At 66.0% G+C, this 9,860-nt stretch carries 9 protein-coding genes; 2 read left to right on the plus strand and 7 right to left on the minus strand.

Annotated features, from left to right (window positions below):
• Positions 1-2,869: MMPL/RND family transporter (locus QOD90_RS08555; protein ID WP_526348613.1), on the minus strand; the 2,869-nt coding region annotated here is incomplete at its 3' end.
• Between the two features lie 345 nt (positions 2,870-3,214).
• Between QOD90_RS08555 and QOD90_RS08560 the strand changes: the two genes are divergently transcribed.
• Both QOD90_RS08560 and QOD90_RS08565 read left to right on the plus strand, forming a co-directional pair.
• The gene (locus QOD90_RS08560; RefSeq protein ID WP_526348615.1) at positions 3,215-3,637 is read left to right on the plus strand and encodes a PPOX class F420-dependent oxidoreductase; all 423 of its coding nucleotides are present in this window, start codon (positions 3,215-3,217) and stop codon (positions 3,635-3,637) included.
• A gap of 24 nt (positions 3,638-3,661) precedes the next feature.
• The gene (locus QOD90_RS08565; RefSeq protein WP_526348617.1) at positions 3,662-4,393 is read left to right on the plus strand and encodes an IspD/TarI family cytidylyltransferase; all 732 of its coding nucleotides are present in this window, start codon (positions 3,662-3,664) and stop codon (positions 4,391-4,393) included.
• Here QOD90_RS08565 and QOD90_RS08570 read toward each other — a convergent pair.
• The 6 genes from QOD90_RS08570 to QOD90_RS08595 form a co-directional block, all read right to left on the minus strand.
• Positions 4,371-5,057: an IspD/TarI family cytidylyltransferase gene (locus tag QOD90_RS08570; protein WP_526348619.1), complete on the minus strand. Its 687-nt coding sequence runs from the start codon at positions 5,055-5,057 to the stop codon at positions 4,371-4,373. The two genes, QOD90_RS08565 and QOD90_RS08570, sit on opposite strands and share 23 nt — an antisense overlap.
• Before the next feature lie 20 nt (positions 5,058-5,077).
• Positions 5,078-6,079: a patatin-like phospholipase family protein gene (locus QOD90_RS08575; RefSeq protein ID WP_526348621.1), complete on the minus strand. Its 1,002-nt coding sequence runs from the start codon at positions 6,077-6,079 to the stop codon at positions 5,078-5,080.
• A 22-nt stretch (positions 6,080-6,101) separates the two neighbouring features.
• Positions 6,102-6,758, minus strand: a complete 657-nt coding sequence (locus tag QOD90_RS08580; RefSeq protein WP_526348623.1) for a hypothetical protein — start codon at positions 6,756-6,758, stop codon at positions 6,102-6,104.
• A complete protein-coding gene (locus tag QOD90_RS08585) occupies positions 6,755-7,669 on the minus strand; it encodes an Rv1363c family protein (protein WP_526348625.1) in 915 nt (304 codons plus the stop codon). The genes QOD90_RS08580 and QOD90_RS08585 overlap by 4 nt, the downstream gene beginning before the upstream one ends.
• 147 nt (positions 7,670-7,816) lie before the next feature.
• On the minus strand, positions 7,817-9,277 hold the full coding sequence (locus tag QOD90_RS08590) for a FadD3 family acyl-CoA ligase (protein WP_526348627.1): 1,461 nt from the start codon (positions 9,275-9,277) through the stop codon (positions 7,817-7,819).
• A partial coding sequence (locus tag QOD90_RS08595) for an amidohydrolase family protein (RefSeq protein WP_526348629.1) occupies positions 9,274-9,860 on the minus strand: 587 nt, incomplete at its 5' end. The genes QOD90_RS08595 and QOD90_RS08590, both read right to left, overlap by 4 nt.

Raw genomic sequence — 9,860 nt, forward strand, 5'->3', positions numbered from 1 at the left:
GTGTCCCAGGCGGCGGCGGGACGCGCATGGCGGCTCGCGACCGGACGATCTGCGGCCACCAGAACCACTTGCCCATGGCGGCGGCGATCGCGGGGGTCATGAAGGACCGCACCACCAGGGTGTCGAATAGAAGCCCCAGCGCGATGGTCGTACCCACCTGGCCCATCACCTTCAGGTCGCTGAACGCGAACGTCGCCATGGTCGCGGCGAAGACCAGGCCCGCGGACGTCACCACCGAACCGGTGCCCGCCATCGAGCGGATGATCCCGGTCTTCAGCCCACCGTGGAGCTCTTCCTTGAACCGGGACACCAGCAACAGGTTGTAGTCGGAACCGACGGCCAACAGCAGGATGACCGACATCGCCAGCACCATCCAGTGCAGCTCGAGCCCGATCAGGTGTTGCCAGAGCAGCACCGACAGCCCGAAGGACGCGCCGAGGGACAGCAACACCGTGCCGACGATCACCGCCGCCGCCACCACGCTTCTGGTGATGATCAACATGATGATGAAGATGAGCGTCACGGCGGAGATGCCGGCGATCAGCAGGTCGTAGTACGACCCGTCCCGCATGTCCTTGTAGGTGGCGGCGGTACCGGCCAGGTAGATGCTCGAGCCCTCCAGCGGCGTGCCCTTGATCGCTTCCTTCGCGGCCTGCTTGATGGCATCGATGTGCGAGATGCCCTCGACGGTCGCCGGGTCGCCCTCGTGGCTGATGATGAACCGCACCGCATGCCCGTCGGGCGAGATGAAGTTCTTCATCCCCCGCTTGAAGTCCTTGTTGTCGAAGATCTCCGGCGGCAGGTAGAACGTGTCGTCGTTCCTGGACTTGTCGAACGCGTCGCCCATCGCGGTGGCGTTGTCCGACATCGCCGACTGCTGGTCCTGGAAGCCCTGCTGGACCTGGTAGGTCGTCAGCATCATCTGCTTGACCGACTTCAGCTGCTCGAGCTGGGGCCGGAGCGACGCCGCGAGCTGCGGTGTGAGCGCGTCCAGTTTCTGGATGTCGGTGACCAGGCCGCCGACTTGATCACTGAGTTCGTCGATCCCGTCCAACGTGTCGAACACCGAGCGTCCCGCCTGGCACACCGGGATGTCGTAGCAGTGCGGCTCCCAGTACAGATAGGACCGGAACGGCCGGAACCAGTCGTCGAAGTCCGCGATGTGGTCACGCAGCTCGTAGATCGTGTTCGTCAGCTCCGTGATCTTGCCGGCCATGTCGTGGATGTTCGCGCTGAGCTCATCCATGAGCGCCAGCATGTGCGTCAGCGTGTCGATCATGGTTTGCATGTCGTCGGCCTGTTTGAGCATGTTGGCGAACGAATCCTGCTGGTACTTCTCGTTCATCTTCGACGAGGTGCCCTGCATGCTGATCTGGAACGGGATCGTGCTGTGTTTGATCGGCTTGCCGTCGGGCCTGGTGATGGTCTGGACCCGGGAGATGCCCGGCGTGTGGAAGATGGCCTTGGCGATCTTGTCGATGACGAGGAAGTCCGCCGACGTGCGCAGGTCGTGATCGCTCTCGATCATCAACAGTTCCGGATTCATCCTGGCGGCGTTGAAGTGTTTGTCGGCCACCTGGTAGCCGACGTTGGCCGGCATGTCCTTGGGCAGGTAGATCCGGTTGTCGTAGCTGGTCTTGTAGCTGGGCAGCGCGAGGAGGCCGATCAGTGCCAGCGCGATGGTGGCGGCGAGGACCGGGCCGGGCCAGCGCACGACCAGGGTGCCGATGCGCCGCCAACCGCGGGACCGGATGACCCGCTTCGGTTCGAAGCGACCGAAGCGGCTGCCGATCACGATGATCGCGGGGCCCAACGTCAGAGCGGCGAGCACGGCGACCAGGGTGCCAACCGCGCAGGGCACACCCATGGTCTGGAAGTACGGGAGCCGCGTGAAGCTCAGGCACAGCATCGCCCCTGCGATGGTCAGGCCCGAGCCAAGAACCACGTGAGCGGTTCCGTGGAACATCGTGTAATACGCGACTTCCCGGTCCTCGTCGTCGCCGCGGGCTTCCTGATAGCGGCCGATGAGGAAGATCGCATAGTCCGTGCCCGCGGCGATCACCATGAGGGTCAGCAGGCTGGTCGCGAACGTGGAGAGCCCGATGACCTCGTAATAGCCGAGGACGGCCACGATCCCGCGGGCCGCGCCCAGTTCCACGAACACCATGAGCAGGATCAAGAGCATCGTGATGATCGACCGGAAGACGAGGACGAGCATCACCGCGATCACTACCAGCGTGATGATCGTGACGATGACGATGCTCTTGTTACCGGCGGCGCTCTGATCGGACACCAGCGGCGCCCCGCCGGTGACATAGGCCTTCACTCCCGGTGGGAGCGGCGTCTGGGCGACGATGGCCTGCACGGACTTCACCGAGTCGTTGGCCAGCGTCTCGCCCATGTTGCCGTGCAGATACACCTGCACGTAGGCGGACCTGCCATCGTTGCTCTGTGCGCCCGCGGCCGTCAGTGGGTCGCCCCAGAAGTCCTGGATGTGCTCGACGTGAGTCGTGTCGGCTTCGAGCTTCTTGATCAGCCCGTCGTAGTACTGGTGGGCGTCGGCACCAAGCGGCTGATCGCCCTCCAGGATGATCATGGCGTTGCTGTCGGAGCTGAACTCGTGGAACGTCCTGCCGATCTTCTCCATCGACATCATCGACGGCGCGTCCTTGGCGTTCATCGACACCGTGTGCGCCGCGCCGACTTCCTCCAACGGCGGCACGATGACATTGGTGACGACCGTCAGCGCGAGCCAGCCGAGCACGATCAGCGGAGCGAAGACACGGACGAAGCGCGCAATTTGGGAGGGCACATGGCGTGTGTCACCCGGCGAGTTCACCCAGCCCCCTTCGATTACACCGATCGCCATCGGCCCGATTGAAGTCACCGAATAACGGAACCTCGCGCCCAATATATGTAGGCCGTCAAAGCTTCTCTGTCAATTGCGCGGCTCGGGATCACAGTGAACCGGCCCATCGGCGTTCGCGTAGCGGACTACGCGTGTTCCCCTAGCGTCGTTGCTCCACGCTGGACACGTGAACGAAACCCGATCGGTGGCAAGCCCGTGACCGGGCTGTTGACTGCGTGCGCGGCTCTTGGCGCGGCACTGGGCGCGCTCGCACTGCACGACCTTCAGACGTGGCTGGAGCGGTGGGACTACGACCGGCACGCCAACGACTGACCCGCCGGCGCTTTCGCGCCTACCGTGGTCGGCGTGGACGAACTCACCGATGACGTGATCGCATTCCTGTCCGAGGGCACCCGCACCGCGATGCTGGGCTACGTGGCGGCCGACGGCAGACCGTTGGTCGCGCCGGTCTGGTTCGTGGTGGACGACGGTCAACTGGTCTTCAACACCGGCAAGGACACCGCCAAGGGTCGCGCGCTGGCGCGGGACCCCAGGATCGTCTTGTGCGTCGATGATCCCCATCCGCCGTATTCGTTCGTCCAGGTTCAGGGTGTCGCCGAGCTCAGCGAGGATCCCGAGGAACTGGTGGCGGTGGCGACCCGCACCGGTGCCCGCTACATGGGCGCCGAAAGGGCCGACGAGTACGGCCGCCGCAACGGTGTGCCGGGTGAGCTCGTCGTCCGGGTCCGACCGACGAAGGTGCTCAAGGCCTTCGGCCTCGCGGGGTGATCTGCCGTTCGCTAGCGTGGGCGGATGCAGGCGACGCCGGAGCCCACCGCGGTCGGGGTGGTGCTGGCAGCGGGAATGGGCACGCGGGTCGGCGCTGACGGCAACAAGGCGTACCTGCCGCTGGCCGGACGGAGCATGGTGTCGTGGTCGGTGGAGGCGGTAGCCGGCTCGACGAACATCTCCCGCACGGTTCTGGTGTTCCGCCGGGGTGAACGCGACCTGGCCGCCCGAACCCTCGCCGCCGAGCTGCCCCATCTGGTGGTCGAACTCGTCGAGGGCGGGGACACCCGCCACGGTTCCGAGGAGAACGTCCTTCGCCATCTGGCGCCCGACATCGAGGCGGGGGCCATCGACGTGGTGCTCATCCATGACGCCGCCCGGCCCCTCGCCGGCCCGGCGCTGATGGACACCGCGCTGTCGACGGCACGCTCTTGCGGCGGCGCGATCCCCGTGTTGTCTGCGACGGATATGGTCAAAACCGATGCAGGTGGCCAACTCTCACCCGCCAACGGCACCTGGGTACGCGTCCAGACACCGCAGGCATTTCGCGCTCGGCCCCTGCTCACCGCCTACCGGTCGGCGGAAGGCGGCAGCTTCGAGGGAACAGACACGGCGTCGTGCGTGCAGAATTACACCGACCTCGAAGTCCGCGCGTTCCCCGGCGCGTCGACCAACCTCAAGGTGACGTTCGCGCCCGACGTGCAACTGGCCGAGCGCCTCCTTCAGGACAGGATCAGCCGGGGCGGCACGCGATGACGGCGTCCAGCAGGTGGGCATCGCGCGGCAACTCGACCTGAAAGGCGTTGGCGTCACCGTCGACCGTGCCGATGTCGAGGCCCGCAAGGAGCGCTGCGTCGAACTCGTCCAGGTCGTCGGATGCCGATGCCGCCGAGACCGAGATCAGTTGCCACAGCGCGGATGCGGTGAAGCCGCGCGGGTACTGGACCGTCCGCAGTGCGGAACGGTCCACGGTGCTGAGCACCGAGCCCAGCTCGTCGACGGCCTTGACCGTGTCGGTCACCGGCAGGATCGGCACCACGACGTCGTGGCCGTCGGCTAGGGCGGCGAGCACCCTTTCGGCCAGCTGGCCGGGCGCCAGCGGATACCGGTGGTCGCAGACGAGCACCGAAACCGCTGTATGCGCCTCGGCGCCAAGGTGTTCCAGCCCCGCCCGAATCACCCGTTGACGCGACTCGGGCTCGGGGGCGACGGCAACCGCGGTCGCCAGCCCAGCCGCACGAAGGCACTCCACCGTGGCCGCCGCGAGCGCAGGCACCGTCGCGACCACGACGCGTTCGTCGGCCACCGCATCCAGAACCGACCGCACCACACGGACCAACGGCGCCTCGCCTGCGACCGGTGTGGTGGCTCCCTCGAAGTCACCCGCGTGCGTCAGCGGCACGATCGCACACGGTTCCATCGTCGAGACAGTAGCGTCCGTCAGCGGAACCGATGCAGGTATGCCGCCCAGTTCCAGTCGGCGAGGAACCGTTCGGCCGCCCCGTGGCCCTTGAGGTACTGCGCTTCGACCTCGTTCTCGGTGATGTCGAAGTCGAGGAACCCCACATCCGTCGAGTCCACCCGGATCGCCCGGGCGTCGACCCACGGCTGATTCAGGTACGCCTGGTCACGGCCCACCAGCATGGTGGTGATGACTTCTTCCAGCAGGTGCGGAGCACCGAGCAGGCGAAGCGCGCCAAGTGCCGGGATCGCCTGGTCGTTGCCGCTGGGCAGGTTGGGCAGGAGCGTGATTCCGAAACTCGGCCAGCGCGGCGCTCGCCCATCCTGCCGGTCCAGCGAGTCGATCGGGAAGTTCGACAGCAACCCGCCGTCGACCAGTGTCGAGGTGAGGCCGGCCGTGCTGGTCAACGTCACCGGCCGAAAGTAGAACGGGATGGACATCGACGCGCGAACGGCGTCGGCGACCAGCTGTTCGTCGGGGTCGAGCCCGTAGACCCTGCGGTAGTCCCATGGCAGCCGCACCAACTGTCCCGTCGTCACGTCGGCGACGGTGACCACCAGGCGATACCGCTGCTCCGGTGGCAACTCGTCGTCGTCGAGGGCGAGATCGGAGAAGGTGACCACTCCGAGGTCGGCCAGCTGCCCGCGGATCCACTCGTGGATGTAGTCGCCCTGGTAGATCCCCGACCCGCGGAGCAGAGCGAGAGACGGGCCGATCAGCGGCACCCGCTCTACCGGTCCAGGATCGAGGAACTTCCGGTAGTCCAGTTGCAGCGCAAGCTCTTTGACCTGCGCACCGGTCAGCGCGCCGGTGTGTGCGGCGGCAGCGACGATGGCCCCGACGATGGATCCCGCCGAGGTGCCGGAGATGCGTTGTGGCACATAGCCGGCATCCAGTAGTGCGACGACGGCTCCCACCAGGCCGACACCCTTGACGCCGCCTCCGGACAGCACCAGGTCGGCGCGTTTGACTGCAGTCACACGGGAAACGGTACGGGTCCGGCTAGACGGGGTCGAAGGCCGAGATCAGCCAGGCGTCGTTGACCTTGGTCAGCTTCACCTTGACGCTGCTCGCGGTGAAGGACCCGTCCGGGTTCTCCTTGCTCGTCGTCGTCTGGTTCAGGAAGAGCAGGACCATCGCGGAGTCGGGTTTCACCTCGGACGCCGCCGCCTGCACGATCGTTGCGGAGGTCTTGACCGACTTCTGCTTGACGGCGGGCGTGACGATGTCCTGAGTGAACTGGCTGTAGTAGTTCAGGAAGTCGCCGGTCAGATGAGTCTTGGCGGTAGCGAAGTCCTTGTCCATCGTGTCCGGGGCGTACGACAGCAGCGCTACGGCGCCGTCGGAAGCCGCCTTGACCGTCTCGGCGGCCACGGTCGCGTTGGACTCGCGGTCGGGTCTGAACTGATTCACGTACAGCCACGTGGCCAGCCCCGCCGAGGCGAGCAGCGCGACCACCAGCGCGAGTGGCACCAGCAGACCCTTGAGTCGGGCCCGCCGCGGTGCCGTGTCGGGTTGAGCCGAGGCTTCATCCCCGCTCTCGTCGGCGTCGCCGTCGATCGGGTCGGCGACATTCGAAGTGGGCTCGAGGTCTTCGGCGCCCGATTCGGCGTCCAGCACTTCGGCGTCGGTCACGTCGTCGTCATTCTTGTCGGTCACGGCACGAACTCGACTTTCGCCAACTTGAGCTGCCCGCCGTCGCGGGCCAAGTTCACCCGCAAGCGCCACGACCGCGGTTCCTGCTGCTTGCTGGCGACGTTGGACACCTGCGTCGTCACGGCCACCAGGACGGTCCCGGTGTCCTTGGCCATCGCCTGAACGGCGGTGGCATTGACCGTCGCCACGGTGACGACCTTCGATTCCTGCGCCACCTTCGTGAATTCATCGGCCTGGCCCTGGAAGTCCTTCTTGAAGTCCCCGGTGGTGTTGTCGATGATGCGCTTGACGTCGTCGGCGGCGGTGTTGAAGTTCAGCGACATCAACGTCACGACGCCCTGGCGGGCCGCTGCCGCAAACTCGGCCGACCGCTGCTGTTCCTCCGCCGCCTGCCGGTGGTGCAGGACCATGTACGCGCTGGCGCCGAGGAATCCGACCGTGCAGAGAATCACCAACACCGCTGCGACCCACTTGAGCCGAACGGGAGGCAGTTTGAGGCGTATCCGACGCCGACGTCCCGGTTGCTCGTCGGGCTCGGAGTCCGCTTCGTCGAAGTCCTCGTCGACGTCATCCGGCTCGGGCTCGGCATCGGCATCGGTCTGGGTAACGGTGTCGGCTTCGGCGACCTCGGGCTCGGCGGGCGCGGACGCCTCCGAGTCGACCGGGGCGGCCGGAGCAGGAGCCTCCGTGGCCGCCGCGGCTGCCGCGGCCTGCCTCCGCAACTTCATTGCCGTGGCGCGGGCGCGAGCGGCAGTTGCGGCGGCCTCCGCTGCGTCGGCCTCCGCCTCGGCCTCTTCGGCGAGCGCTAGTACGTCATCGGTGCCGGCGGCCTCAACGACCTCCGGCTTGGAGTCCTTTGAATCGTCGTGAGCATCGCCGTTGAGCACCGACGAGGGCCGCTTGCGAGCCGGCATGCGGCCTCCCGTCCTGTCCATCGAGCGTCGAAATTCATGAGAATGGCATTTTCAATTTTGAGTATCGCCTTGACGATACCGCATCAGCAGACCAGCTCAGACGGCCCTTATAACTGCGGAAATGCTGTTTCCAAGCTGTGCGGGCGCTCAGCGCAATCGATCCTTGACGACCTTGCCGGTGGCGTTCGTGGGTAGCTCGTCGAGGAACTGTACATACCGCGGGACCTTGAAACCCGCCATTCGCTGCCGACTCCACTCGATCAACTGGTCCCCGTCAAGTGTGTCCGCTCCCGAGCGAAGCACGACGAACGCCTTACCGAGCTGCCCCATCCGGTCGTCGGGCACGCCGATGACCGCGGCCTGGGCGACCGATGGATGTTCCGCCAAGAAGCCCTCGACCTCGGCGGGATAGACGTTGAAGCCGCCGACGATGAACATGTCCTTCTTGCGTCCGACGATGCGCAACCGGCCGGAGTCGGTGAACTCGCCGAGGTCACCGGTGTGCAGCCACCCCTCGGTGTCGATCGCATCGGCGGTCGCCACTGGGTCGTCGAGGTATCCCTGCATGACGCTGTAGCCGCGCACCAGCACTTCTCCGTCGTCGGCCACGCGAACCTCGATGTCCTCGCAGGGAAGGCCCGCGGTGGTGGCGACGTCGGCGAAGGAATCGCCAGGCCGAGACAGCGTCACGTTGCCGGACTCGGTGAGCCCGTAGCCCGTCATCAACGTCTCGAACGGCAGCTCGTCGTGAATCCGTCGCACCAGCTCCACCGGAATGTCCGCCGCGCCCGTCACGCCGGCGCGCAAGGTCGACAGCTTGGCCTTGTCGCCGACGGTGAGCAGCGAGTGGTACAGCGTCGGGGGACCCGGAAGCATCGTGATGCGTTCCCGCTCAATCAGTTCCAGGACCACATCGACGTCGAACACCGCGACCGGCAGCATCGTCGCACCGCGCAGGAAGGACGCGATCAGCCCGGCCTTCAACCCGAAGGTGTGGAAGAACGGGTTGATCATCAGATAGCGGTCACCGGCGCGCAGATCCGCGAGCGTCGCCCACTCCTCGTACATCTTCAGCGTCTGATGGTGATTCATCATGGCGCCCTTGGGCCTGCCCGTGGTGCCGGAGGTGTAGATGACGTCGGAGACGTCAGCTCCGTCCAGCCAGTCCGCCGGCTCGCGCTCGAACCGCGGCCCACCGGCCAGGAAGCCCGATCGGAGATCGATCGTCGGCACTTCGAGTGCCGTGTCGAAGTCCTGCCCGAGGAAGCCCTTCTGAACCACGACCACCTTGGCACCGCTGCGTGCCACGACGTCGGCGGCTTCGGAGGCCTTGAACCGGGTGTTGACCGGGACTAGAACAGCACCCGCGGTCATGATCCCGAACGCCGCGATGATCCATTCCGCGGAGTTGGGTGCCCATACCGCGACCCGGTCCCCCTTGCGGATGCCGAACTCGGCGAACGCACCCGCGGCGTTGCGGATGCGTTCGGCGAGCTCGACGTAGGACAGGCGCAACGAACCGTCGACGACCGCCTCGGCGTCGCCGAATCGGTCCGCTGCACTCAAGACCATCTCGGGGATGGTCTTCCAGGGTGCCGGGTGGGTCAAGCCGTGATCAGCCGGGACAGGTTGCCGCCCATGATCTTTGCCTGATCCTCGACCGAAAGGTGCTCGAGTGCGGTCACGTAGTGCGTCGGCTCGGCCAACCCCTCCGGGTGGGGCCAGTCGGAACCGTAGAGCACCTGGTCAACGCCGATCAGGTTGATCAGGTCGTCGATCCCCTCCTCGTAGAACGGGCTGACGTAGATGCGCTTCTTGATCTCCTCCATCGGGTTGCCCAAGAACGCTTCTGGCGCCTTCTTGTACACCTCGGTCATGGAGTCGAGCAGCGGGAACATCCACTTCGAGCCGGCCTCGACGATTCCCACCTTCAAGGTCGGGAAGCGGAACAGCGCACCGTGAATCACCCAGGAGGCCACCGCATCCTGGATGGGGCGCCACTCGTTGAGGATCGACATCGCGTTGGTCTGGAACGGCAGCATTTCCTGCGCGCCACCGTCCCATTCGGAGGTGTACCGCGAGTAGCCGCTGTCGCTGGAGTGCATGCCGACGAACACGTCGTACTCGACGCACTTCTGCCAGAAGGGGTCGAACTCCGGCAGTGCAAACGATCGCGGGCCGCGGAAGCCCG

Origin of the sequence: Mycobacterium sp. (genome assembly GCF_032161845.1) — a bacterium.
Taxonomy (GTDB): domain Bacteria; phylum Actinomycetota; class Actinomycetes; order Mycobacteriales; family Mycobacteriaceae; genus Mycobacterium.

Excerpts from the sequence above, each read along its gene's own strand:
- QOD90_RS08565 (WP_526348617.1), top strand. The coding sequence starts at position 3,662 with ATGCAGGCGACGCCGGAGCCCACCGCGGTCGGGGTGGTGCTGGCAGCG.
- QOD90_RS08570 (WP_526348619.1), bottom strand. The coding sequence starts at position 5,057 with ATGGAACCGTGTGCGATCGTGCCGCTGACGCACGCGGGTGACTTCGAG.
- QOD90_RS08585 (WP_526348625.1), bottom strand. The coding sequence starts at position 7,669 with ATGCCGGCTCGCAAGCGGCCCTCGTCGGTGCTCAACGGCGATGCTCAC.